Raw genomic sequence first — 25263 nt, 5'->3', positions numbered from 1 at the left:
GAATCCTTTGCTTCGGCAAAGGATTTTTTTTGCCTGAAATACAACGGCACACTTGAATTTTCAGCCAGCTTCCCTGCTGGCTGATGCATCATTCCATAATATTGATTTTTAAGAGATCTTTTATCTGCGACTGCTTATCGCTGTTTTGCAGCCAAATCGCATACAGCGGGCGCGAAATGGTGGTTGAATCTATCACGGTATGTAGCCCCGCTTTAGTATCTGCCCAACGGGCTGGTAACCAGGTGCAACCCTTCAACAAGGGAAGTTGCTGACAGGCAATCTCGGCAGAACTGGTGGTTAACTGTGGAACATCATCTGGGGCTATCAATCCCGCCTCATGCTGCTGAAAATCAGGACCCCACTCCAGGCGCAAATAGGTCAGATCGGCTTTCATCATTGAAGGTTCAGAAGCATAAAGTGCCAGACCAAACTGCCCTACGATCTGGCTGCTAAATTCGTCCATCTTGGGGGCTTCGGTCGTGATAAGAAGATCAAGCTGGCGCTCATGAAGTTGCTTAACCAGGGACTGGCGTTGCGCAATTCTGGCTTCAAATTGCAAATGTTCATGAGAACGATATAGCCGGGTAAGCCACTGACTTAGCATACATTCCCACAGGGACGAGCTGGCCCCTATCGAGAACTCATTGTGCCTCGACGTATGGGCAACCTCTTTACGTGCTGCCTGCCAGGTATTCATCAACGTTTCCGCATAGGGGAGCAGTTTCTCACCGGCAGGCGTTAAACGTATGTTGTTGCGGTGGCGAGTAAAAAGATTCACACCCAGTTGATTTTCCAGCTGTCGAATACGAAAACTGACCGCTGACTGCGTCAGGTAAAGGGCTTCAGCTGCTCGCCCAAAGTGGCGTGTTCTGCTCACTTCGAGGAAAGTTTTTAGCAATTCCGTATCCACATCTTTCTCCGCAAAATAATTTGTCGTTATGATTTAAATGTTTTGTTTTACACTCTGTCAAGCGTAACTAATACTCCGCGCCATAAATAGCTCGGCCAAAGAATTAGGAGCGTGTAGGATGGCGGAAAGCTTTACGACGACTAATCGTTTTTTCGACAATAAACATTATCCGCGCGGGTTCTCTCGTCACGGCGATTTCACCATCAAAGAGGCGCAGCTGCTTGAGCGTCATGGTTATGCCTTCAACGAGCTGGATCTGGGTAAGCGTGAGCCCGCAACTGAAGATGAAAAGCAGTTTGTCTTAGTGTGCCGTGGCGAGCGTGAGCCACAGTCTGAAGCAGAACGTGTATGGATCAAGTACATGGCGCGCATTAAGCGTCCAAAACGCTTCCATACGCTCTCCGGCGGTAAGCCGCAGATGGAAGGCGCAGAAGACTACACTGAGTCTGATGACTAAGATGATGAGAAGGGGCTACGGCCCCTTTTTTACGCCAGCAACTTCTGCAGATGGAGCAGCAAACGATCGATAGCGCGGTAGCTCAGCGCCTCCTGCAAGTGTTTCCTCTGAATGTCACTACAACCCTCCACGTCAGCAATGGTTCTGGCCACTTTCAGCAAACGCTGCCACGCGCGTATAGAAAGACCAAAACGCGTCAAGGTTTCCTCCAGCCAAACCGCATCCTCCATGTTAAGAGAACAAAACTGCCGGATCCCGGCATTATCCAGCCGCGCATTCAGCCTGTTCTGACGGGCATATTGTCGCGTCTGGGCAGCAATGACCCGCTCGCGTACATCTGCTGAGCTTTCACCCGTGATGCCTTTTTGCCTGAGCAGGCCCGGCGGGGGAAGGGGGATTTCGAGGGATAAATCGAAACGGTCGAGAAACGGGCCGGATAACTTTCCCAGATAGCGCAACGTCTGCTCTGGCGTACAGCGGTTATGATTGCCCTGATAATGACCCGTAGGGCTGGGATTCATCGCAGCGACCAGCTGAAACTGCGCGGGATAGCTTATTTTGGCTCGCGTGCGTGAGATGCGTATCTCTCCAGATTCAATGGGTTCTCTCAGGGCATCCAGGACGCGGCGCTCAAACTCAGGCAGCTCGTCGAGAAACAGAATGCCATTGTGCGCCAGTGAGATTTCACCCGGCCCGGGAATAGACCCACCGCCGACCATCGCCGTCAGTGAAGCGCTATGATGAGGTGAACGAAAAGGGCGACGGCGCCACTGTTTTTGCAAGGAGGTAGAACTGATAAGGCTATAAATGGCGGCACTTTCCAGCGCTTCATGATTATTGAGCGGTGGCAGCAAGCCACTCAGCCTGCTCGCCAGCATCGTTTTACCCGTACCAGGCGGGCCGATCAAAAGAAGATTGTGTCCACCTGCGGCCGTAATCTCCAGCGCCCGTTTCCCTTGCTCCTGTCCCATAATCTCGCTGAGATCCTCTGGGGTATCGGCTATAAGATTGTCACACTCTTCCGGCTCGGACAGTTCATGGCGCCCTTCCAGCCAGGCGCAAACTTCCTGTAAATGCCCTGCGACAAGACACCCCTTCTCGGCGATAAGACTCACTTCTGATGCATTTTCATTCGCGACAATGATTTGCCGTCCTGCACGTATAGCTTCCAGCGCGCCCGATATCGCACCGGGAACGCCCCTTAACGCGCCTGTGAGCGCGAGTTCTCCCACAAACTCGTACGAGCCTAGCCTGGTCGTATTAAGCTGCTCAGAGGCTGCGAGAAGCGCAATCGCGATAGGTAAATCATATCGTCCTCCCTCTTTGGGCAGATCGGCGGGAGCCAGGTTGATGGTGATCTTCTTCGCGGGGAAGGTATAACCGCTATTTATTATTGCGCTGCGAACGCGATCCCGGGCTTCTTTAACCGTCGTTTCAGGTAGCCCGACGAGCGTGAGCCCGGGTAGCCCATTACTCAGATGAACCTCTACAGAAATAAGCGGTGCCTTCACCCCGAGAGCCGCACGCGTATAAACAACTGACAGTGACATTTGCACTACCTCCTGGTACGACTATACCAGTGCCTCTTTTGTCTGTTTAGCGTCATTTTGCGTATTTACGGCTCTTATTCAGAGATTTTAAGCGCACACTGAAATCATTACATACCCGTGGAAGACTTCTCGCAGAAGGTAAAAAGCGCCGTTTTGATGGTTAGCGCCGTCGTAAAAATATGAAAAATATTCATTCTTAAATTTCCCCATATAAAACAACGATTTTAAGAAATATGATTCGCGGCCTAACCAAATGCGTCATAAATAAATCTTGTGTTTGATTTAAAAACTGTGATACCTCTTTAGGTATTCCTTCGAACAAGATGCAAAAAGAACTGAAAATGACAGCCCTTCTACGAGTGATTAGCCTGGTCGTGATTAGCGTGGTGGTGATTATTATCCCACCGTGCGGGGCTGCACTTGGACGAGGAAAGGCTTAGAAATCAAGCCTTAACGAACTAAGACCCCCGCACCGAAAGGTCCGGGGGTTTTTTTATGACTAAAAAACGTAAACGAGGAGCAGGACATGACGACTAGCATAAAATTCTGTTTCTCCAGATTTATGACGGGGAACTAACTATGAATGGGGCACAATGGGTTGTACATGCGTTGCGCGCGCAGGGAGTCGAGACCGTATTCGGTTATCCGGGTGGCGCGATCATGCCGATTTACGATGCACTGTATGACGGCGGCGTGGAACATCTCTTGTGCCGACACGAGCAGGGGGCAGCAATGGCCGCTATCGGCTATGCCCGCGCGACGGGTAAAACTGGCGTGTGCATGGCAACGTCAGGTCCGGGCGCAACGAACCTGATTACCGGCCTGGCTGATGCACTGCTCGATTCCGTGCCCGTCGTGGCGATCACCGGTCAGGTGGCTTCCCCGTTTATCGGTACCGATGCTTTCCAGGAAGTGGACGTACTTGGTTTATCGCTGGCCTGCACCAAGCACAGCTTCCTTGTCCAGTCTCTGGATGAGCTGCCGCGCGTAATGGCCGAAGCGTTCGAAGTAGCGAGCTCGGGCCGCCCTGGCCCCGTTCTGGTGGATATCCCGAAAGATATCCAGGTTGCACTCGGCGAACTGGAACCGCACTTCTCCACCGTGGAAAGCGACGATGCGTTCCCGCATGCAGAGGTTGAAGAGGCGCGCCAGATGTTGGCGCAGGCGAAACAGCCGATGCTGTACGTCGGCGGGGGTGTCGGCATGGCGCAGGCCGTGCCTGCCCTGCGTGAATTTATCGCGGTAACGCAAATGCCTGCCACCTGCACGTTGAAAGGTCTTGGTGCGGTTGATGCAGACGACCCATACTATCTCGGCATGCTGGGGATGCACGGCACTAAAGCCGCAAACCTGGCGGTGCAAGAGTGCGATCTGCTCATCGCCGTGGGTGCGCGTTTTGACGACCGCGTTACCGGCAAACTGAATACCTTCGCGCCAAATGCCAAAGTTATCCATATGGATATCGACCCGGCGGAGATGAACAAACTGCGTCAGGCGCACGTCGCGCTGCAGGGCAATCTCAATACGCTGTTACCTGCACTGGCGCAGCCACTGGATATCAGCGCGTGGCGCCAGCACGCCGCAGAGATGCGCGCCGAACACGCCTGGCGTTACGACCATCCTGGCGATGCCATCTACGCGCCGCTGCTGCTGAAACAGTTGTCTGACCGTAAACCGGCTGATAGCGTCGTCACCACCGACGTAGGCCAGCACCAGATGTGGTCAGCCCAGCACATGACCTACACCCGTCCGGAAAACTTCATCACCTCCAGCGGCTTAGGCACCATGGGCTTTGGCCTGCCTGCCGCCGTGGGTGCGCAGGTGGCTCGCCCGAACGATACGGTTATCTGTATCTCCGGTGACGGCTCCTTCATGATGAACGTTCAGGAGCTGGGAACCGTTAAGCGCAAGCAGTTGCCGCTGAAAATCGTGTTGCTGGATAATCAGCGTTTAGGGATGGTTCGCCAGTGGCAACAGCTGTTCTTCCAGGAGCGTTACAGCGAAACCACCCTGACCGATAACCCCGATTTCCTCACCCTGGCCAGCGCCTTCGGCATTCCTGGCCAGCACATCACCCGTAAAGACCAGGTTGAAGCGGCACTCGACACCATGCTGTCAAGCGAAGGGCCGTACCTGCTTCATGTCTCAATCGACGAGCTTGAGAACGTCTGGCCGTTGGTACCGCCCGGTGCCAGTAACTCACAAATGCTGGAGAAATTATCATGATGCAACATCAGGTCGCCGTGCAGGCTCGCTTCAACCCGGAAACCTTAGAACGCGTTTTGCGTGTGGTCCGTCATCGTGGTTTTCAGATTTGCTCTATGAATATGGAGACGGCCACCGACGCGCAGAACATCAGTATCGAATTAACCGTTGCCAGCCCGCGGCCGGTCGACTTACTGTTTAGTCAGTTATCAAAACTGGTAGACGTTGCCCATGTTGCCATCTGCCAGAGCACAACCACATCACAACAAATCCGCGCTTAAGCGTGACAGGACGAAAAAATGACGACAAAAAAAGCTGATTACATTTGGTTCAATGGTGAGATGGTTCGCTGGGAGGACGCGAAGGTCCACGTCATGTCCCACGCGCTGCACTACGGCACCTCCGTCTTTGAAGGTATCCGTTGCTACGATTCTCACAAAGGGCCAGTGGTGTTCCGCCATCGCGAACACATGCAGCGTCTGCATGATTCAGCCAAAATTTATCGTTTCCCGGTTTCACAGAGCGTTGATGAGCTGATGGAAGCCTGCCGCGAAGTCATTCGCAAGAATAACCTGACCAGCGCCTACATTCGTCCACTGGTCTTCGTGGGTGATGTCGGTATGGGCGTGAACCCGCCAGCCGGTTACAACACCGATGTGATCATTGCCGCGTTCCCGTGGGGGGCTTACCTTGGAGCAGAAGCCCTTGAGCAGGGGATCGACGCAATGGTTTCTTCCTGGAACCGCGTGGCGCCAAACACCATCCCGACCGCTGCTAAAGCGGGCGGTAACTATCTTTCCTCTCTGCTGGTCGGTAGCGAAGCGCGCCGTCACGGCTATCAGGAAGGTATCGCGCTGGACGTGAATGGCTACATCTCGGAAGGCGCAGGTGAAAACCTGTTTGAAGTGAAAGATGGCATCCTGTTCACGCCGCCATTCACATCTTCCGCGCTGCCGGGTATTACCCGTGACGCTATCATCAAGCTGGCGAAAGACCTGGGTATCGAAGTGCGCGAGCAGGTGCTGTCCCGCGAATCCCTGTATCTGGCGGATGAAGTGTTCATGTCCGGTACGGCGGCTGAAATCACGCCGGTTCGTAGCGTAGACGGTATTCAGGTCGGCGAAGGCCGCTGTGGCCCGGTCACCAAACGCATCCAGCAAGCCTTCTTTGGCCTCTTTACTGGCGAAACAGAAGATAAATACGGCTGGTTGGATCAGGTTAATCACTAAATATAAATTTGGGACGGCACGCACCGTCCCATTGAATAGTCAGACGGGAGTAAATAAAGCATGCCTAAGTATCGTTCAGCCACCACCACCCACGGCCGTAACATGGCGGGTGCCCGCGCACTGTGGCGCGCCACCGGGATGACCGACGCCGATTTCGGCAAGCCAATTATCGCCGTGGTGAACTCCTTCACCCAGTTTGTGCCAGGCCATGTGCATCTGCGCGACCTCGGTAAACTGGTTGCCGAGCAAATCGAAGCTTCCGGCGGTGTGGCGAAAGAGTTCAACACCATCGCGGTGGATGACGGTATCGCAATGGGTCACGGGGGCATGCTCTATTCACTGCCGTCGCGTGAGCTGATCGCCGACTCGGTTGAGTACATGGTCAACGCCCACTGCGCCGATGCAATGGTCTGTATCTCCAACTGCGATAAAATCACCCCGGGGATGCTGATGGCCTCCCTGCGCCTGAACATTCCGGTGATCTTCGTCTCCGGCGGCCCAATGGAAGCCGGTAAAACCAAGCTGTCCGACAAAATCATCAAGCTCGACCTGGTCGATGCGATGATCCAGGGCGCGGATCCGAAAGTGTCTGACGAGCAGAGCGACCAGGTTGAACGCTCCGCGTGTCCGACCTGCGGCTCCTGTTCCGGGATGTTCACCGCCAACTCCATGAACTGTCTGACCGAAGCGCTGGGCCTGTCGCAGCCGGGTAACGGCTCGCTGCTGGCGACCCACGCCGATCGTAAACAGCTGTTCCTCAACGCCGGTAAACGCATCGTTGAGCTCACCAAACGCTACTACGAGCAGGATGATGCCAGTGCACTGCCGCGCAACATCGCCAGCAAAGCGGCGTTTGAAAATGCGATGACGCTGGATATCGCCATGGGCGGTTCCACCAATACCGTTCTGCACCTGCTGGCCGCCGCGCAGGAAGCCGAAATCGACTTCACCATGAGTGATATCGACAAGCTGTCCCGTAAAGTGCCGCAGCTGTGTAAAGTTGCGCCAAGCACCCAGAAATACCATATGGAAGATGTTCACCGTGCCGGTGGCGTAATCGGTATCCTGGGCGAGCTGGATCGCGCCGGGCTGCTGAATCGCGACGTGAAAAACGTGCTCGGCCTGACGCTGCCGGAGTCGCTGGACCAATACGACGTGATGCTGACCAAAGACGACGCGGTGAAAACGATGTTCCGCGCCGGTCCCGCCGGGATCCGTACCACGCAGGCGTTCTCGCAGGATTGCCGCTGGGATTCCCTGGATGACGATCGCGCCGAAGGCTGCATCCGTTCGCTGGAGCACGCCTACAGCAAGGACGGCGGTCTGGCCGTGCTGTACGGTAACTTCGCGGAAAACGGCTGCATCGTGAAAACGGCAGGCGTGGACGACAGCATCCTTAAATTCACCGGCCCGGCGAAAGTGTACGAAAGCCAGGATGAAGCGGTGGACGCCATCCTCGGTGGCAAAGTGGTAGAAGGCGACGTGGTTGTTATTCGCTATGAAGGGCCGAAAGGCGGGCCGGGCATGCAGGAAATGCTCTACCCAACCACCTTCCTGAAATCCATGGGTCTCGGCAAAGCCTGTGCGCTGATCACCGACGGCCGTTTCTCCGGCGGTACGTCCGGGCTCTCCATCGGCCACGTTTCACCGGAAGCGGCAAGCGGCGGCAACATCGCCATCATTGAAGACGGTGACCTGATCGAAATCGATATCCCGAATCGCGGCATTCAACTGAAGCTGAGCGACCAGGAAATTGCGGCCCGTCGTGAGGCACAAGAAGCGCGCGGCGATAAAGCCTGGACGCCGAAAGATCGTCAGCGTGAAGTCTCCTTCGCCCTGCGCGCATACGCGAGCCTTGCCACCAGTGCAGATAAAGGCGCGGTGCGCGATAAATCGAAACTTGGGGGCTAATGATGGCCGAGTCACAACCCTTATCCGCCGCCCCCGAGGGGGCGGAATATCTGAGAGCGGTGCTACGCGCACCGGTCTATGAAGCCGTGCAGGTCACGCCGCTTCAGAAAATGGAAAAACTCTCTTCGCGCCTCGACAACGTGATCCTGGTGAAGCGCGAAGACCGCCAGCCGGTGCACAGCTTCAAGCTGCGCGGCGCCTACGCGATGATGGCCGGACTGACCGACGAGCAAAAAGCGCGCGGCGTCATTACCGCCTCGGCGGGCAACCATGCGCAGGGCGTGGCGTTCTCGTCTGCTCGTCTGGGGTTGAAAGCGCTAATCGTGATGCCGGTTGCTACCGCTGACATCAAAGTCGACGCGGTACGCGGTTTCGGCGGGGAAGTGCTGCTCCACGGCGCCAATTTTGATGAAGCCAAAGCCAAAGCCATTGAGCTGGCACAGCAGCAGGGCTTCACCTGGGTGCCGCCGTTCGATCACCCGATGGTCATTGCCGGACAAGGCACGCTGGCGCTTGAACTGCTGCAGCAGGATGCCCATCTCGACCGCGTCTTCGCTCCGGTGGGCGGCGGCGGGTTAGCGGCGGGTGTGGCCGTGCTGATCAAACAGCTGATGCCGCAGATCAAAGTCATCGCTGTTGAAGCGGAGGACTCTGCCTGCCTGAAAGCGGCGCTGGATGCCGGGCATCCGGTGGATCTGCCGCGCGTTGGTCTGTTTGCCGAGGGCGTGGCGGTAAAACGCATTGGCGATGAAACCTTCCGTCTCTGCCAGGAATACCTCGACGATATCGTCACGGTTGATAGCGATGCTATCTGCGCGGCAATGAAAGATCTGTTTGAGGATGTGCGTGCGGTCGCGGAGCCGTCCGGCGCGCTGGCCCTGGCGGGGATGAAAAAATACATCGCGCAGCACAACATCCGCGGCGAGCGCCTGGCGCATGTGCTTTCCGGCGCCAACGTGAACTTCCACGGCCTGCGCTACGTGTCCGAGCGCTGCGAGCTGGGTGAACAGCGTGAAGCATTGCTGGCGGTGACTATTCCGGAAGAGAAGGGGAGCTTCCTGAAGTTCTGCCAGCTGCTGGGCGGTCGTTCGGTGACGGAGTTCAACTACCGTTTCGCCGATGCCAAAGATGCCTGCATTTTCGTCGGCGTGCGTCTGAGCCGTGGCGTCGAGGAGCGTAAAGAGATCCTTAACCTCCTGCATGACGGTGGTTACAGCGTGGTGGACCTTTCAGACGACGAAATGGCGAAGCTGCACGTGCGCTATATGGTCGGCGGGCGTCCCTCGAAGCCGCTCAGGGAACGCCTGTTCAGCTTCGAATTCCCGGAATCACCGGGCGCGTTGCTCAAGTTCCTGCACACGCTGGGCACGCACTGGAACATCTCCCTGTTCCATTACCGCAGCCACGGCACCGACTACGGCCGCGTGCTGGCGGCGTTTGAACTGGGTGAGCACGAGCCGGATTTTGAAACACGGCTGAACGAACTGGGCTATGAGTGTCACGACGAAACCCACAACCCCGCCTTCCGTTTCTTCCTGGCAGGATAAGCGGAGCGTAGGTCGGGTAAGCGAAGCGCCACCCGACTTCAATGGTTGGGCAATATCTTCCAGAACGCATCAATAAGCGGCTCATGCAGCCGCTTTTTTTGTGCGCACACGCCAAGCTCAAACGGCGTTTTCTCATCGCTGCGATCCAGAATCATCACGCGATTGCGCACCGGTTCCGGGCTATTTTCCAGCACCACTTCCGGCAATAGCGCCACGCCGCAGCCGAGCGCCACCATCGACACCATCGCCTCATGACCGCTGACCGTGGCGTAAATCAACGGGTTACTGATTTTTTGTCGGCGGAACCACAGCTCAATGCGACGGCGCACTGGCCCCTGGTCGGCCATGATAAACGGCACCGTGGACCAGTCCGGTTTTTCTACCGATACCTGGTTTCGCACCGGGCAGGGCAGCGCCGGGGCAATCAGTACCACCGCCAGATTTTCGAGCATTGAAAACGCTACCGCACCCGGGAGCGTTTCGGGTTTCCCAGCAATGGCGAGATCTGCTTCGCCCGTCACCACTTTTTCCATCGCGTCGGCGGCGTCGCCCGTGGTCAGCTTAATTTCAACCGATGGATGTGCCGCGCGGAAGCGATCAAGAATGGGCGGCAGATGGCTGTAGGCGGCGGTGACGGAGCAGAAAATATGCAGCTCGCCGGACAGCGACGGCCCCTGCTGGTCAATGGCGTGCCGTAGCTGCTGATACTGCAGCAACGTCTGCTGGGCAAAAAGGCGCAGTTCTTCACCCGCTTCCGTGAGCGTGACGGTGCGGTTATCGCGCACAAACAGCGGCTGGCCGAGGTCTTCCTCAAGGCGCTGTATCTGGCGCGAGAGCGTGGAGGGGCTGACGTGCATCGCCCGTGCGCTGCGGCCAAAGTGACGGCTTTCCGCCAGATGCAGAAACATTTTCAGATCGCGTAAATCCACCGATTCCACTCCCTCTTTTTATATTGCAAAAATTGCAATATGACGTTGTGAATATATCAATTTCCGCAATAAATTTCCTGTTGTAATGTGGTTCTATTCTCGCTGAAACGCGAACCGAACAATAAGACACACAACATCACGAGGTATCACCCATGGCTAACTACTTTAATACACTGAACTTGCGCCAGCAGCTGGCGCAGCTGGGCAAATGCCGCTTCATGGCGCGCGATGAATTTGCCGATGGCGCGAGCTACCTTCAGGGTAAAAAAGTGGTCATCGTCGGCTGTGGCGCACAGGGTCTGAACCAGGGCCTGAACATGCGTGACTCCGGTCTGGATATCTCTTACGCCCTGCGTAAAGAAGCGATTGCTGAAAAGCGTGCTTCATGGCGCAAAGCGACCGAAAACGGCTTCAAAGTGGGGAGTTACGAAGAGCTGATCCCGCAGGCGGATCTGGTGGTTAACCTGACCCCGGACAAACAGCACTCTGACGTGGTGCGTTCCGTGCAGCCGCTGATGAAAGACGGTGCCGCGCTGGGTTACTCCCACGGCTTCAACATCGTTGAAGTGGGCGAGCAGATCCGCAAAGACATCACCGTAGTGATGGTGGCACCGAAGTGCCCGGGTACGGAAGTACGCGAAGAGTACAAACGTGGCTTCGGCGTACCGACCCTGATCGCGGTTCACCCGGAAAACGATCCGAAAGGCGAAGGCATGGCGATTGCCAAAGCATGGGCAGCGGCGACCGGCGGCCACCGTGCGGGTGTGCTGGAATCGTCCTTCGTTGCCGAAGTGAAATCTGACCTGATGGGCGAGCAGACCATTCTGTGCGGTATGCTGCAGGCCGGTTCTCTGCTGTGCTTCGACAAGCTGGTGGAAGAAGGCACCGACCCGGCCTACGCGGAAAAACTGATCCAGTTCGGCTGGGAAACCATCACCGAAGCGCTGAAGCAGGGCGGTATTACGCTGATGATGGACCGTCTGTCCAACCCGGCAAAACTGCGTGCTTACGCGCTGTCTGAACAGCTGAAAACCATCATGGCACCGCTGTTCCAGAAACATATGGACGACATCATCTCCGGCGAATTCTCTTCCGGCATGATGGCGGACTGGGCGAACGACGATAAGAAACTGCTGACCTGGCGTGAAGAGACCGGCAAAACCGCGTTCGAAACGGCGCCACAGTTTGAAGGTAAAATTGGCGAGCAGGAGTACTTTGATAAAGGCGTACTGATGATCGCCATGGTGAAGGCGGGTGTTGAGCTGGCGTTCGAAACCATGGTGGATTCAGGCATCATCGAAGAGTCTGCCTACTACGAATCTCTGCACGAACTGCCGCTGATCGCGAACACCATCGCCCGTAAGCGTCTGTACGAAATGAACGTGGTTATCTCTGATACCGCTGAATACGGTAACTACCTGTTCTCTTACGCCTGCGTACCGCTGCTGAAAGAGTTCATGACCACCCTGCAACCGGGCGATCTGGGCAAAGCGATTGCGGAAGGTGCGGTAGACAACGCGCAGCTGCGCGATGTGAATGAAGCGATTCGCAGCCACCAGATCGAGAAAGTGGGTCACAAACTGCGTGGCTACATGACCGATATGAAGCGTATCGCGGTAGCGGGTTAACAACCTTGTCGGGTGGCGCTTCGCTTACCCGACCTACAAACACGTAAAATGTAGGCCGGGTAAGGCGCAGCCGCCACCCGGCTTTTTATTTGCGATATAACACTTTAATGACGTGGTAGCCAAACTGCGTGTGCAGCGGACCCGTCGGCTCCAGCACCGGGCAGGAGAAGACCACTTTATCGAACGCCGGCACCATCTGGCCCTGACGGAATTCACCTAAATCGCCGCCACGTTTGCCTGACGGACAAATTGAGTGCTTCTTAGCCAGCTTGCCGAAGTCGGCGCCGTTTTTGATCTGCTCCAGAAGATCCAGAGCCAGTTTCTCTTCTTTAACAAGAATATGCAGTGCTGCTGCTGTTTTTGCCATGATCGTGCCTTGAGTGGTATGGATTAGGCTCGCTATACTACCACGCTGTTATTCTCCCCTCCTGACTTTCATTGAGTGATCATTTATGCGTCTAAACCCCGGACAACAACAAGCCGTCGAATTTGTCACCGGCCCCTGTCTGGTGCTGGCGGGAGCAGGATCCGGTAAAACGCGCGTCATCACCAATAAGATTGCGCACCTGATCCGTGGCTGTGGTTATCAGGCCCGTCACATTGCGGCGGTCACCTTTACCAACAAAGCGGCACGCGAAATGAAAGAACGTGTCGGCCAGACGCTGGGGCGCAAAGAGGCGCGCGGGCTGATGATCTCCACGTTCCACACGCTGGGGCTGGATATCATCAAACGTGAGTATGCCGCGCTGGGGATGAAATCCAACTTTTCGCTTTTCGATGACACCGACCAGGTGGCATTACTCAAAGAGCTCACTGAAGGGCTGATCGAAGATGACAAGGTGCTGTTGCAGCAGCTGATCTCGGCGATCTCTAACTGGAAAAACGATCTGATGACCCCGGCCCAGGCTGCGGCGATCGCCAAAGGGGAACGGGATCGGATCTTCGCCCACTGTTATGGTCTGTACGATGCGCACATGAAAGCGTGTAATGTGCTGGACTTCGACGACCTGATCCTGCTGCCGACGCTGCTTTTACAGCGAAATGAAGAGGTGCGCGAGCGCTGGCAGAATAAAATCCGCTACCTGCTGGTGGATGAATATCAGGACACCAACACCAGCCAGTACGAGCTGGTAAAGCTGCTGGTGGGCCAGCGTGCCCGTTTCACCGTGGTAGGCGACGACGACCAGTCGATCTACTCCTGGCGCGGCGCGCGTCCGCAAAACCTGGTGCTGCTGAGTAAAGACTTCCCCGCGCTGCAGGTGATTAAGCTGGAGCAAAACTACCGCTCCTCCGGACGGATCCTGAAGGCGGCAAACATCCTGATTGCCAATAACCCGCACGTATTTGAGAAGCGCCTGTTCTCCGAGCTGGGCTACGGCACGGAGCTGAAAGTGCTCAGCGCCAACAATGAAGAACATGAAGCGGAGCGCGTGACGGGCGAACTGATTGCCCACCACTTCGTCAACAAAACCGAATATAAAGATTACGCGATCCTTTATCGCGGTAATCACCAGTCGCGCGTCTTTGAAAAGATGCTGATGCAGAACCGCATACCGTACAAAATCTCGGGCGGCACCTCGTTCTTCTCACGGCCTGAAATTAAAGATCTGCTGGCCTATCTGCGTGTGCTCACTAACCCGGATGACGACAGCGCGTTTCTGCGCATCGTGAATACGCCGAAGCGCGAAATCGGTCCGGCGACGCTGCAAAAGCTGGGTGAATGGGCGATGACCCGCAATAAAAGCCTGTTTACGGTCAGCTTCGATATGGGACTAAGCCAGACGCTGACCGGGCGCGGTTACGACTCGTTAACGCGATTCACCCACTGGCTTGGTGAAGTGCAGCGTCTTGCAGAGCGCGAGCCGGTGGCAGCGGTGCGCGATCTGATTCACGGTATTGATTACGAATCCTGGCTGTACGAAACCTCCGCCAGCCCGAAAGCGGCTGAGATGCGCATGAAAAACGTTAATCAGCTCTTCAGCTGGATGACCGAAATGCTGGAAGGCTCGGAAATCGATGAGCCGATGACCCTGACCCAGGTGGTCACCCGCTTTACCCTGCGCGACATGATGGAGCGCGGCGAGAGCGAAGAAGAGGCCGATCAGGTTCAGCTGATGACGCTGCATGCGTCAAAAGGGCTGGAGTTTCCGTATGTGTATCTGGTCGGCATGGAAGAGGGGTTGTTGCCCCATCAGAGCAGTATTGATGAAGACAACGTCGACGAGGAGCGGCGTCTGGCCTATGTGGGGATCACCCGTGCGCAGAAAGAGCTGACGTTCACGCTGTGTAAAGAGCGCCGCCAGTATGGTGAGCTTGTCCGCCCGGAGCCAAGCCGTTTTCTGCTGGAACTGCCGCAGGACGACCTGATTTGGGAACAAGAGCGCAAGGTGATTACCGCTGAAGAGCGGATGCACAAAGGCCAGGCGAATGTGGCAAACATTCGCGCCATGCTGGCAAAAGCCAAAGAGAAGGGATGAGTTTGAAGGGCTTGCAGGCCGGGTAAGCGCAGCGCCACCCGGCATATTCTACTCTCTTATTTTACTTCCAGTGCCCAGTGCACATAGCTTTGCCACTGGCACTCCTGCTCGATCATCTCTGCGCCGAGCGGGTGATGATCAATCCAGTTTTCCGGCAGCGTCAGCGTCAGCTTCTCATCATCGGCCACCAGATTAATCGCAGGCAGCAAATCATCACGACGACGGCTGGCAAACAGAATTGCCAGACGCAGCAGGCGGCACAGATGCTCGGCCACGCGCGGCGGTACAGCGTTTTGCTGATGAAGAGAGGAGAGATCAACGGCGTTGGTCTGGTTCAGCAGCAGCGTTGCCAGCAGCTTTTTCTGTGCGGGCGTGTAGCCCGGTAAGTCAAGGTTACGCACAAGATAGGCTGCATGAGCCGGGGCCTGCTTAAAGTCGATGCTCAGCCCCACTTCATGCAGAGCACAAGCGCTCAGCAATAAATCGCGGCTCAGAGGGTCAAGATCCCAGACGTTAGCGACCTGATCGGCAAAGCGAGAGGCCAGCTGCGATACGCGGCCAGCCTGATCGATATCAACAAGAAAACGACGCTGCACGTTGCGCAAAGTACGGTTGCGGATGTCCTGATCCACTGAAAGATGCAGCATCCCGTAGACCAGACCTTCGCGCAGCGCGCCGCCGGCAAGGGTCATACACTGGATGTTCAGCTCGGTGAAAATGGCGATCAGAATGGCGAGCCCGCTCGGGAAGACCAGGGCACGTTCCAGCGTCAGGCCTTCAATTTCCAGCTCTTCCAGGCGTCCGCACTGAATAGCGCGCTGTTTAAGCTGCTGAAGCTTGGCAAGCGTAATGCGCTCGTCCATTCCCTGCGCCATCATGATTTCCTGCAGGGCCTGAACGGTACCTGACGCACCGACACACACTTTCCAGCCGTGGTAGCGCAGTTCGTCCATCACCGGACGTAACACTTCGCGCGCGGCATTTTCTGCCTCGTCGAAATTCTCTTTACCCAGATTGCGGTCAGCGAAGTAACGCTCAAGCCAGGTTACGCAGCCCATCGACAGGCTGAACAGCGAGGTCGCCTGCGCGCCGGTACCGGTCACAAGCTCGGTACTGGCACCGCCGATATCTACCACCAGACGGCGATCGTCCCCGCCTGTCGTATGCGCAACTCCCTGATAGATCAGGCGAGCTTCTTCTTCGCCGCTGATTACCTGAACCGGGCACCCCAGGATTTCCTGCGCTTTGGCAATAAAATCCACGGCGTTAACCGCCAGGCGGAGCGTCGCGGTGGCGACCACGGTGATTTGGGCATGCGGGATATCCTGCAGACGCTCTGCAAAGAGCCGCAGACACTGCCAGCCACGTTCCATGGCTTCGGGAGAGAGAACATTATCGCTGCTCAGGCCCGCCGCGAGGCGGACCTTGCGCTTAATGCGCGTCAGCGTTTGTATGCTCCCTGCCACCTCGCGCACAACCAGCATATGAAAACTATTCGAACCGAGATCGATTGCTGCATAAAGCGAGGTGGAGCTGAGCATATTTTCTTAACCTGAACGACGACGATTACGCGGCGCGCCTGAACGACGCGGGCCATTGCCGGAGCGTGGGCGTGTAAGACGCTTAGGCGGCGGCAGTTCGCTTAACAGCGCTTCCGGATTGTATTTGCTCTGCGGAATCGAGTGACCGATGTACGTCTCAATGGCTGGAAGATTCAGCGCATACTCTTCACACGCAAGGCTGATTGAGTGGCCGCTCGCACCCGCGCGACCGGTACGACCGATACGGTGTACATAGTCTTCGCAGTCATCCGGCAGATCATAGTTAAAGACGTGCGTAACGGCAGGAATGTGCAAGCCACGCGCAGCCACGTCGGTTGCGACCAGAATATCGAGATCGCCACGGGTAAATTCGTCGAGGATACGCAGGCGTTTTTTCTGTGCAACGTCGCCAGTGAGCAGGCCCACACGGTGACCGTCTGCAGCCAGATGGCCCCAGATGTCTTCACAGCGGTGTTTGGTGTTTGCGAAGATAATGGCGCGGTCCGGCCACTCTTCTTCGATCAGCGTTTGCAGCAGACGCATTTTCTCTTCATTAGAAGGATAGAAGAGCTCTTCTTTAATGCGATGACCTGTTTTCTGCTCAGGCTCGACTTCCACGTATTCGGCGTTGTTCATCTGTTCAAACGCCAGTTCACGCACACGGTAAGAGAGGGTGGCAGAGAACAGCATGTTCAGACGCTGATTGGCCGGCGGCATGCGGCGGAACAGCCAGCGGATATCTTTAATGAAGCCCAGATCGTACATACGGTCGGCTTCATCAAGCACCACAACCTGGATTGCGCCGAGGTTGATGTGGTTCTGTTTGGCGTAGTCGATAAGACGGCCAGTGGTACCAATCAGGATATCCACGCCGCTTTCCAGCACTTTCAGCTGCTTATCGTAGCCGTCACCGCCATAGGCCAGGCCAAGCTTCAGACCGGTAGCCTGTGCCAGGGGTTCAGCGTCTGCGTGGATCTGTACCGCCAGTTCTCGCGTCGGGGCCATAATGAGCGCGCGCGGCTGGTTAACTTTGCGGTCTGCAATCGCTGGGTGAGAAAGTAAATAATGAAACGTTGACGTTAAAAACGCCATCGTTTTGCCGGTACCGGTTTGCGCCTGCCCTGCAACATCGCGACCGGCCAGCGTCAGCGGCAGTGCGAGAGCCTGAATGGGCGTGCAGTTATGAAACCCTTTAGTTTCAAGGGCTTCAATCACTTTTGGGTGCAGGGCGAAGTCGGAAAACTTCTGTTCTGTTAAATGTGTTTTGCTCATAGTGTGGTAGAATATCAGCTTACTATTGCTTTACGAAAGCGTATCCGGTGAAATAAAGTCAACCTTTAGTTGGTTAATGCGACATCAACACGTCGTTGGTGTAGACAAAACCAACGTACCAGGCTTATTCCTGTGGAGTTATATATGAGCGATAAAATTATTCACCTGACTGACGATAGTTTTGACACGGACGTACTTAAGGCTGACGGGCTGATCCTCGTCGATTTCTGGGCTGAATGGTGTGGTCCTTGCAAAATGATCGCTCCGATTCTGGATGAAATCGCTGACGAATATCAGGGCAAACTGACCGTTGCCAAACTGAACATCGACCAGAACCCGGGCACCGCACCAAAATACGGTATCCGTGGCATCCCGACCCTGCTGCTGTTCAAAAACGGCGAAGTGGCGGCGACCAAAGTGGGCGCGCTGTCCAAAGGTCAACTGAAAGAGTTCCTGGACGCTAACCTGGCGTAAGGTTTCTCCGCTGCGCGTCCAGAGCACCCGGCTAAATGATGTGGAACTCTGGACGCCCGGCTTAAGTCGTGCTAAGTTAGCTATGACTTCGTTTTAAACATATCTGTTGTTTGAATCTTGTTTTACCCGATACTTCCCCTTGTTGACATCAACAGTGCGTGAAGTGGCTAAATTCCGGGCTTGTCACTCAATCCGTCTTGTCGTTTCAGTTCTGCGTTCTTTCCCTGTGACCAGACAGCGAACAGACATGAGATGATGGCCGCTAAACAGGCATGGATGACCCTGCCATACCATTCACAACATTAAGTTCGAGAATCACCCCGAGTTTAAGAACCCACACCATTATGAATCTTACCGAATTAAAGAATACGCCGGTTTCTGAGCTGATCACTCTCGGCGAAAATATGGGGCTGGAAAACCAGGCTCGTATGCGCAAGCAGGACATCATTTTCGCCATCCTGAAGCAGCATGCTAAGAGTGGCGAAGATATCTTTGGCGACGGTGTGTTGGAGATATTGCAAGACGGATTTGGTTTCCTCCGCTCTGCAGACAGCTCCTACCTCGCCGGCCCTGACGACATCTACGTATCCCCCAGCCAAATCCGCCGTTTCAACCTCCGCACTGGTGACACCATTTCAGGTAAGATTCGTCCTCCTAAAGAGGGTGAACGCTACTTTGCGCTGTTGAAAGTCAATGAAGTTAACTTTGACAAGCCAGAAAACTCACGTAACAAGATCCTCTTTGAGAACTTAACGCCTCTGCACGCGAACTCTCGCCTGCGCATGGAGCGTGGTAATGGTTCAACGGAAGACTTAACCGCGCGTGTTCTGGATTTGGCATCGCCAATTGGTCGCGGCCAACGTGGTCTGATCGTGGCACCGCCAAAAGCGGGTAAAACGATGCTGCTGCAGAATATCGCGCAGAGCATCGCCTATAACCACCCAGACTGCGTGCTAATGGTACTGCTGATTGACGAACGTCCGGAAGAAGTGACCGAGATGCAGCGTCTGGTTAAAGGTGAAGTGGTTGCTTCTACCTTTGACGAACCCGCCTCTCGTCACGTTCAGGTCGCGGAAATGGTTATCGAGAAGGCGAAACGCCTGGTTGAGCACAAGAAAGACGTGATCATCCTGCTCGACTCCATTACCCGTCTGGCACGTGCTTACAACACCGTGGTTCCGGCTTCCGGTAAAGTACTGACCGGTGGTGTGGACGCCAACGCCCTGCACCGTCCGAAACGCTTCTTCGGTGCGGCACGTAACGTGGAAGAGGGTGGTAGCCTGACCATCATCGCAACGGCGCTGATCGATACCGGCTCCAAAATGGACGAAGTGATTTACGAAGAATTTAAAGGTACAGGTAACATGGAACTGCACCTTTCTCGTAAGATCGCTGAAAAACGCGTCTTCCCGGCAATCGACTACAACCGTTCCGGTACCCGTAAAGAAGAGCTGCTCACTACCCAGGAAGAGCTGCAGAAAATGTGGATCCTGCGCAAAATCATCCATCCAATGGGTGAAATCGACGCAATGGAATTCCTCATTAACAAACTGGCGATGACCAAAACGAACGACGATTTCTTCGATATGATGAAACGCTCGTAACGTAAATAAAGCCTGTAAACGCCACGTTTTTACGTGGCGTTTTTCTTTTATGGATTATACGCTAGTACCATCTACTCCCAATTTTGACCGGTCAGTGCGACAATAAGAACGTTTGCATAGCCAAAGAAATAATTGATTGAAAAATATACAAAGGGAGTTGTAAGAAGCCAGCTTTATTACTTCTGAGGGAGTGGCTTCATGGTTATACTTCCGGGACTAACATTTGTTGAGAGCAATCCATTGTGAATCTACTCACTGCCGTTACTGAGCTGATCAGTATTTTTTTATTCACAACCTGTTTTTTGTTCATCGCGCGCAAGGTGGCAAAACGAATAGGGTTGGTGGATAAGCCCAATTTTCGTAAACGTCATCAGGGACTTATTCCGCTGGTTGGGGGTATCTCTGTTTACGCAGGGATTTGCTTCACGTTTGGCATTGCCGATTATTATATTCCACACGCAGCGCTCTACCTTGCCTGTGCTGGTGTCTTAGTTTTAGTCGGTGCGTTAGACGACCGATTCGATATCGCCGTCAAAATTCGAGCTACCGTTCAGGCGGCTATCGGCGTGATTATGATGGTGGTGGGTGGACTGTATTTACGAAGCCTCGGCTATGTGTTTGGTCCCTGGGAGTTGGTACTTGGGCCATTTGGTTTCTTCCTGACGCTCTTTGCCGTCTGGGCAGCAATCAATGCTTTCAACATGGTGGATGGTATCGACGGTTTGCTGGGTGGCTTGTCGTCAGTATCATTTGCCGCTATCGGTATCATTCTGTGGTTTGATGGCCAGTACAGCCTGTCGATGTGGTGTTTTGCCATGATCGCCGCCATCCTGCCTTATATCCTCTTAAACCTCGGTGCGCTGGGGCGTCGCTACAAAGTCTTTATGGGTGACGCGGGCAGTACGCTGATCGGTTTTACCGTTATCTGGATCCTGCTTGAAACCACGCAGGGGAAAACTCATCCTATAAGCCCGGTAACTGCGCTGTGGATTATTGCTATCCCATTAATGGATATGGTGGCGATTATGTATCGCCGTCTGCGTAAAGGGATGAGTCCGTTCTCACCAGACCGACAGCATATTCATCACCTTATTATGCGTGCCGGTTTTACGTCTCGTCAGGCATTCGTTTTAATCACTCTGGCGGCCGCTATTCTCGCTGCCATCGGGGTGGCAGCGGAATACGCTCATTTCATTCCTGAATGGGTAATGTTGGTATTATTCTTGCTAGCATTCTTCCTGTACGGCTACTGCATTAAGCGCGCATGGAAAGTCGCGCGATTCATTAAACGTCTTAAGCGCAGGATGCGTCGTAACAGTGGCAAAAACACAACATTAACTAAGTAAAACCGGGACTATGATGACTCAACCGTTGGCGGGAGCGAAATCAGTGGTAACTGAGAATGAACTGGATATTCGGGGTTTGTTTCGCGTGTTATGGGCAGGCAAACTTTGGATTGCGGGGATCGCGCTGGGGTTTGCACTGTTAGCGCTGGCCTACACATTCTTTGCAAAACAGGAGTGGAGCGCCACGGCAATCACAGACAGACCAACGGTTAACATGCTCGGGGGGTACTATTCCCAGCAGCAATTCCTGCGAAACCTGGATATTAAAGCCAGTCTTGCGACGCCGGACCAGGCTTCCGTTATGGATGAAGCCTATAAAGAGTTCGTGATGCAACTGGCTTCATGGGATACACGCCGTGATTTCTGGTCCCAGACGGATTACTACAAGCAGCGTCGGGTTGATAACACCAAAGCCGATGCCGCGCTGCTGGACGATCTGATTAACAATATTCAATTTATGCCGGGTGATGCGCTGCGTAACGTCAACGACAGCGTCAAGCTGATTGCAGAAACCGCGCCGGACGCCAACAATCTGTTGCGTCAGTATGTCGCGTTCGCCAGCCAGCGTGCCGCAAGCCATCTTAATGAAGAGCTGAAAGGCGCATGGGCGGCCCGCACAATCCAGATGAAGGCGCAGGTTAAACGCCAGGAGGAAGTGGCAAATGCCATTTTCGCCCGCCGCATACATAACATTGAACAGGCGTTAAAAATTGCGGAGCAGCACAATATTTCCCGCTCTGAGACGGATGTCCCGGCAGATGAACTGCCTGACTCTGAAATGTTCCTGCTTGGTCGCCCAATGCTGCAGTCGCGTCTGGAAAATCTGCAGGCCGTTGGCCCTGATTTTGACCTCGACTACGATCAAAATCGCGCGATGCTGAACACGCTTAATGTCGGTCCCACGATGGACCCACGTTTTCAGACCTATCGTTATTTAAGAACGCCTGAAGAACCTGTAAAACGCGATAGTCCGCGTCGTGCATTCCTGATGATCATGTGGGGGATTGTGGGCGCATTGACGGGCGCTGGCGTGGCGTTAATGCGTCGTCGCACAAACTAAGAACGCCGTCTACGATGAAGGCTATGGCCTTCATCGCCTAATCGAAGAGAATCGATGTGAAAGTACTTACCGTATTTGGCACCAGGCCGGAGGCCATTAAGATGGCACCTCTGGTTCATGCGCTGGCCAGCGATCCTGATATTGAAGCGAAAGTCTGCGTCACGGCCCAGCACCGTGAGATGCTCGACCAGGTCTTAACGCTCTTTTCCATTGTCCCGGATTACGACCTCAATATTATGAAACCGGGACAAGGATTGACGGAAATTACCTGCCGTATTCTGCAAGAGCTTAAACCGATCCTGGAGTCATTCCAGCCCGACGTTGTTCTGGTACATGGCGATACCACGACGACGATGGCAACAAGCCTGGCCGCTTTTTACCAGCGTATTCCCGTCGGCCATGTTGAGGCGGGCCTGCGTACCGGCAACCTTTATTCGCCGTGGCCAGAAGAGGCCAACCGTACGCTTACCGGCCATCTGGCGATGTACCATTTTGCCCCTACCGAGAATTCGCGTCAGAACCTGCTGCGCGAAAATATCGCCGACAACAAAATTTTTGTGACCGGCAATACGGTCATTGATGCGTTGATTTGGGTACGCGATCGCGTCCTGGCAAACAGCGATCTGCAGAAAGCGCTCGCTGCCCGCTATCCATTCCTGAATAACGGCAAAAAAACCATTCTGGTCACAGGCCATCGTCGCGAAAGCTTCGGCCGGGGTTTTGAGCAAATCTGTCACGCGCTGGCTGAAATTGCGGCGCAGAACGTCGATGTACAGATTGTCTATCCGGTCCACCTCAATCCTAACGTCAGCGAGCCGGTCAACCGCATCCTTGGCCATGTTGAAAACGTCCTGCTGATTGAACCGCAGGACTACCTGCCGTTTGTCTGGCTGATGAACCATGCCTGGCTGATCCTCACCGATTCCGGCGGCATTCAGGAGGAAGCACCGTCCCTCGGCAAGCCGGTGCTGGTGATGCGTGAAACGACTGAACGCCCGGAAGCGGTTAAAGCGGGTACCGTGCGTCTGGTCGGTACTGACGCGCAGCTCATCGTCGAAGAGGTGACGCGACTTCTGCATGATGATGACGCATATCAGACAATGAGCCGGGCCCATAATCCGTACGGAGATGGCCAGGCTTGTGGTCGTATTTTGCATGCACTCAAACACAATCGGGTATCGCTATGAGTTTTACTACCATCTCTGTCATTGGTCTTGGCTACATTGGCCTGCCCACCGCGGCGGCGTTTGCCTCTCGTCAGAAACAGGTTGTCGGTGTGGATATCAATGCCCGGGCGGTGGAAACCATTAACCGCGGCGAAATTCATATTGTTGAGCCCGATCTGGACCGCGTGGTGAAAGAGGCTGTTGACGGCGGCTTCCTGCGTGCCAGCACGACGCCAGTGGAAGCGGATGCGTACCTGATCGCCGTCCCGACGCCTTTTAAAGGCGAGCACGAGCCCGATATGATCTACGTCGAGGCGGCAGCGAAATCCATTGCCCCTGTGCTGAAGAAAGGGGCGCTGGTGATCCTGGAATCGACCTCGCCAGTGGGCGCCACCGAGCAGATGGCGCAGTGGCTGGCCGACGCGCGTCCCGATTTAAGCTTCCCGCAACAGGCGGGAGAGCAGGCGGATATCAACATCGCCTACTGTCCGGAGCGAGTGCTGCCGGGCCAGGTCATGGTTGAGCTGATTAAAAACGATCGCGTTATTGGCGGTATGACTCCCGTCTGCTCGGAACGTGCCAGCGCCCTGTACAAAATTTTCCTCGAAGGCGAATGCGTAGTGACCAACTCCCGCACCGCTGAAATGTGCAAGCTGACGGAAAACAGCTTCCGTGACGTGAATATCGCCTTTGCGAATGAGCTGTCGCTGATCTGCGCCGATCAGGGAATTAACGTCTGGGAATTGATTCGCCTGGCGAATCGCCATCCGCGCGTGAACATTCTTCAGCCGGGCCCGGGTGTGGGTGGACACTGTATCGCCGTCGATCCGTGGTTTATCGTGGCGCAGAATCCGGCGCAGGCGCGTCTGATCCGTACCGCACGCGAAGTGAACGACAGCAAACCTCACTGGGTGCTCAACCAGGTCAAAGCCACGGTAGCCGATTGTCTTGCAGAGAGCGGCAAGCGAGCCAGCGAGCTGAAAATCGCCTGCTTTGGCCTGGCGTTTAAACCCAATATTGACGATTTGCGCGAAAGCCCGGCAATGGAAATTGCCGAGATGATCGCCGGGTGGCACAAGGGCGATACGCTGGTGGTTGAGCCGAATATCCATGAACTGCCGGCTAAACTGGCGGGGCAATGCACGTTGACCACCCTTGATGACGCGCTGGCAACGGCGGATGTGCTGGTGCTGCTGGTGGATCATAAAGAGTTTAAAGCGACGTCTGGTGATACCGTGCATCAACAGTATGTCGTTGATACCAAAGGCGTCTGGCGTTGAGTGAACTCCACGGCGTGCTTGAATCCCTTGAATGGGAAAGCACTTTTTTTGCTCGCCCCTCGGCGATAGTGCGCTTGCGTGAGGATGCGCCTGCTCTGCAGGAAGCTGACTTCAGCGCCTGGCAGCGCGTGCAGGCTAAGATCCCGGCGGACCGCGCCGATTGGCTTGATGCGCTCCAGCAACACGGTTTTCAGCTGGTTGAAGGTGAGGCAGACCTGTCTATTGCCCTTACCCGACACGATGCGTGCGGGGCGGAACTTGCAACGGAACAGGATATCCCTGTATTACGCCAGATGGCGGCTCAGGCATTTGCTCAGAGCCGCTTTCGTGCGCCCTGGTATGCACCTGATGACAGCGGACGCTTCTATGCCCAGTGGATTGAGAATGCGGTCAAAGGCACCTTTGACCACGTCTGTCTGGTATGTCGTGCCGCGGACGGTCAGATTCAGGGATTCGTTTCGCTGCGTAAGCTCAACGAGCGCGAGGCGCGTATTGGCTTATTAGCCGGACGCGGTATGGGGGCAAAACTCATGCAGGCGGCGCTGCACTGGGCGCAGCAGCAGCAGAGTGTGACGCTGCGGGTGGCTACCCAAATGGGCAACACTGCCGCGCTTAAACGTTATATTGCGAGTGGTGCCAACATCGACGCCACCGCCTACTGGTTATACAGGTGACAA

Annotated in this window: 22 protein-coding genes; 16 read left to right on the top strand and 6 right to left on the bottom strand. The window is 55.0% G+C overall.

The window, feature by feature from the left end; genetic code table 11:
* Window positions 1–88: 88 nt before the first annotated feature.
* Window positions 89–910 carry an HTH-type transcriptional regulator HdfR gene (gene hdfR / locus AAER43_RS22185; RefSeq protein WP_050862984.1) on the bottom strand — a complete coding sequence of 274 codons (822 nt, stop codon included), beginning with the start codon at window positions 908–910 and terminating at the stop codon, window positions 89–91.
* Window positions 911–1028: 118 nt separating this feature from the next.
* On the opposite strand from hdfR, the gene AAER43_RS22180 reads away from it, so the two are divergent.
* Window positions 1029–1367, top strand: a complete 339-nt coding sequence (locus AAER43_RS22180) for a DUF413 domain-containing protein (protein ID WP_014885680.1) — start codon at window positions 1029–1031, stop codon at window positions 1365–1367.
* Window positions 1368–1396: 29 nt separating this feature from the next.
* Here AAER43_RS22180 and AAER43_RS22175 read toward each other — a convergent pair whose 3' ends face one another.
* On the bottom strand, window positions 1397–2917 hold the full coding sequence (locus AAER43_RS22175; RefSeq protein WP_050862985.1) for a YifB family Mg chelatase-like AAA ATPase: 1521 nt from the start codon (window positions 2915–2917) through the stop codon (window positions 1397–1399).
* Window positions 2918–3258: 341 nt separating this feature from the next.
* Between AAER43_RS22175 and ilvL the strand changes: the two genes are divergently transcribed.
* The 6 genes from ilvL (at window position 3259) to ilvA (ending at window position 9809) form a co-directional block, all read left to right on the top strand.
* The gene (gene ilvL / locus AAER43_RS22170) at window positions 3259–3357 is read left to right on the top strand and encodes an ilv operon leader peptide (protein WP_001311244.1); all 99 of its coding nucleotides are present in this window, start codon (window positions 3259–3261) and stop codon (window positions 3355–3357) included.
* 139 nt (window positions 3358–3496) lie between these two features.
* Window positions 3497–5143: an acetolactate synthase 2 catalytic subunit gene (gene ilvG, locus AAER43_RS22165; RefSeq protein ID WP_050862986.1), complete on the top strand. Its 1647-nt coding sequence runs from the start codon at window positions 3497–3499 to the stop codon at window positions 5141–5143.
* A complete protein-coding gene (gene ilvM / locus AAER43_RS22160) occupies window positions 5140–5403 on the top strand; it encodes an acetolactate synthase 2 small subunit (RefSeq protein WP_003860184.1) in 264 nt (87 codons plus the stop codon). Before ilvG ends, ilvM begins: the two co-directional genes overlap by 4 nt.
* A gap of 18 nt (window positions 5404–5421) precedes the next feature.
* Window positions 5422–6351 carry a branched-chain-amino-acid transaminase gene (gene ilvE / locus AAER43_RS22155; RefSeq protein WP_014885677.1) on the top strand — a complete coding sequence of 310 codons (930 nt, stop codon included), beginning with the start codon at window positions 5422–5424 and terminating at the stop codon, window positions 6349–6351.
* A gap of 60 nt (window positions 6352–6411) precedes the next feature.
* Window positions 6412–8262, top strand: a complete 1851-nt coding sequence (gene ilvD / locus AAER43_RS22150) for a dihydroxy-acid dehydratase (protein ID WP_014885676.1) — start codon at window positions 6412–6414, stop codon at window positions 8260–8262.
* Window positions 8263–8264: 2 nt separating this feature from the next.
* Window positions 8265–9809 carry a threonine ammonia-lyase, biosynthetic gene (ilvA, locus tag AAER43_RS22145; RefSeq protein WP_100246803.1) on the top strand — a complete coding sequence of 515 codons (1545 nt, stop codon included), beginning with the start codon at window positions 8265–8267 and terminating at the stop codon, window positions 9807–9809.
* A 38-nt stretch (window positions 9810–9847) separates the two neighbouring features.
* Here ilvA and ilvY read toward each other — a convergent pair whose 3' ends face one another.
* Complete coding sequence (ilvY, locus tag AAER43_RS22140) at window positions 9848–10738, bottom strand: HTH-type transcriptional activator IlvY (protein WP_014885674.1); 891 nt, start codon at window positions 10736–10738, stop codon at window positions 9848–9850.
* A 152-nt stretch (window positions 10739–10890) separates the two neighbouring features.
* Between ilvY and ilvC the strand changes: the two genes are divergently transcribed.
* Window positions 10891–12366: a ketol-acid reductoisomerase gene (gene ilvC / locus AAER43_RS22135; protein ID WP_023331585.1), complete on the top strand. Its 1476-nt coding sequence runs from the start codon at window positions 10891–10893 to the stop codon at window positions 12364–12366.
* Between the two features lie 85 nt (window positions 12367–12451).
* Here ilvC and ppiC read toward each other — a convergent pair whose 3' ends face one another.
* Window positions 12452–12733: a peptidylprolyl isomerase PpiC gene (gene ppiC, locus AAER43_RS22130; protein WP_008501570.1), complete on the bottom strand. Its 282-nt coding sequence runs from the start codon at window positions 12731–12733 to the stop codon at window positions 12452–12454.
* An 85-nt stretch (window positions 12734–12818) separates the two neighbouring features.
* Here ppiC and rep point away from each other — a divergent pair, with 85 nt between their 5' ends.
* Complete coding sequence (gene rep / locus AAER43_RS22125) at window positions 12819–14843, top strand: DNA helicase Rep (RefSeq protein ID WP_342702022.1); 2025 nt, start codon at window positions 12819–12821, stop codon at window positions 14841–14843.
* Window positions 14844–14899: 56 nt separating this feature from the next.
* Here rep and gppA read toward each other — a convergent pair whose 3' ends face one another.
* Window positions 14900–16384 (bottom strand): guanosine-5'-triphosphate,3'-diphosphate diphosphatase, encoded by a 1485-nt coding sequence (gene gppA / locus AAER43_RS22120; RefSeq protein WP_023331584.1) that lies wholly within the window; start codon window positions 16382–16384, stop codon window positions 14900–14902.
* 6 nt (window positions 16385–16390) lie between these two features.
* The gene (rhlB, locus tag AAER43_RS22115; RefSeq protein ID WP_014885670.1) at window positions 16391–17656 is read right to left on the bottom strand and encodes an ATP-dependent RNA helicase RhlB; all 1266 of its coding nucleotides are present in this window, start codon (window positions 17654–17656) and stop codon (window positions 16391–16393) included.
* A 144-nt stretch (window positions 17657–17800) separates the two neighbouring features.
* Here rhlB and trxA point away from each other — a divergent pair, with 144 nt between their 5' ends.
* The 7 genes from trxA to rffC all read left to right on the top strand — a co-directional run bounded on the left by trxA (window position 17801) and on the right by rffC (window position 25260).
* A complete protein-coding gene (gene trxA, locus AAER43_RS22110) occupies window positions 17801–18130 on the top strand; it encodes a thioredoxin TrxA (RefSeq protein ID WP_006179218.1) in 330 nt (109 codons plus the stop codon).
* A 344-nt stretch (window positions 18131–18474) separates the two neighbouring features.
* Complete coding sequence (gene rho, locus AAER43_RS22105; RefSeq protein ID WP_008501566.1) at window positions 18475–19734, top strand: transcription termination factor Rho; 1260 nt, start codon at window positions 18475–18477, stop codon at window positions 19732–19734.
* Window positions 19735–19976: 242 nt separating this feature from the next.
* On the top strand, window positions 19977–21080 hold the full coding sequence (gene wecA, locus AAER43_RS22100; protein WP_032635152.1) for a UDP-N-acetylglucosamine--undecaprenyl-phosphate N-acetylglucosaminephosphotransferase: 1104 nt from the start codon (window positions 19977–19979) through the stop codon (window positions 21078–21080).
* Window positions 21081–21093: 13 nt separating this feature from the next.
* Window positions 21094–22140: an ECA polysaccharide chain length modulation protein gene (gene wzzE / locus AAER43_RS22095; protein WP_032635150.1), complete on the top strand. Its 1047-nt coding sequence runs from the start codon at window positions 21094–21096 to the stop codon at window positions 22138–22140.
* A 56-nt stretch (window positions 22141–22196) separates the two neighbouring features.
* Window positions 22197–23327, top strand: coding sequence for a UDP-N-acetylglucosamine 2-epimerase (non-hydrolyzing) (gene wecB / locus AAER43_RS22090; protein WP_063434588.1), 1131 nt, complete (start codon window positions 22197–22199; stop codon window positions 23325–23327).
* A complete protein-coding gene (gene wecC / locus AAER43_RS22085; protein ID WP_050862988.1) occupies window positions 23324–24586 on the top strand; it encodes a UDP-N-acetyl-D-mannosamine dehydrogenase in 1263 nt (420 codons plus the stop codon). The genes wecB and wecC overlap by 4 nt, the downstream gene beginning before the upstream one ends.
* Window positions 24583–25260, top strand: a complete 678-nt coding sequence (gene rffC, locus AAER43_RS22080) for a dTDP-4-amino-4,6-dideoxy-D-galactose acyltransferase (protein ID WP_050862989.1) — start codon at window positions 24583–24585, stop codon at window positions 25258–25260. Before wecC ends, rffC begins: the two co-directional genes overlap by 4 nt.
* The last annotated feature ends 3 nt before the right edge of the window (window positions 25261–25263 follow it).

This window comes from Enterobacter sp. FUJ80071 (assembly GCF_038739915.1).
Classification (GTDB): Bacteria; Pseudomonadota; Gammaproteobacteria; order Enterobacterales; family Enterobacteriaceae; genus Enterobacter; species Enterobacter kobei.
The sequence above is the reverse complement of the archived record's forward strand: the minus strand, read 5'-3'. Positions and strand labels throughout refer to the sequence as shown.